Origin of the sequence: Vibrio sp. 10N.222.52.B7 (assembly GCF_041474275.1) — a bacterium.
In the GTDB taxonomy this organism is placed as follows: Bacteria; Pseudomonadota; Gammaproteobacteria; order Enterobacterales; family Vibrionaceae; genus Vibrio; species Vibrio crassostreae_C.
Genome location: NZ_JBFRTU010000269.1, coordinates 1 through 455, shown reverse-complemented (window position 1 = coordinate 455; position 455 = coordinate 1). Strand labels below are relative to the sequence as shown.

At 45.3% G+C, this 455-nt stretch carries 1 pseudogene; it reads left to right on the top strand.

The features are described 5' to 3' along the window. Positions 1-455 (top strand): annotated as a pseudogene (locus AB4512_RS22780) (glyceraldehyde-3-phosphate dehydrogenase); the annotation flags it as partial.

Genomic DNA, 455 nt, shown 5'->3' with positions numbered 1-455 from the left:
CTTCTATGGCATCCTTTTACGACCCAGTGGACGGTCAGTTTGATATGGGGCATCACATCGCGGAAAATGCGACTGGATTCTTACCCATACCTATCTTAATTACAGAGCCTGCCGTTGGGTACGGTGGCGGTGTTGCTGGGTTGTTTCTACATGAGAGTGAAGAAGAAAAACGTGTCCGTAAAGAAGCTGCGTTAAAGGCTATTGATGGAGGAGCGCAACTCGTTCCGTCTGCGATGAGTGTCGTAGGTGCTTTGGGGACAGAGAATGATACTTGGTTTGTATTCGGTGGCCATAGACGATCTTGGGTGAATGATTCAATACGTTATATTGGTGGTGGTGGTTTTGGTGTTGCGAATCTTGATTTATATAAGCAATTTTCTCTTGGCGGGAAAGAGTTAGACCTTAAATTTGGTACAAAAACGTCAGTCGCTGTACTGTCGCAAAAGGTGCAATTT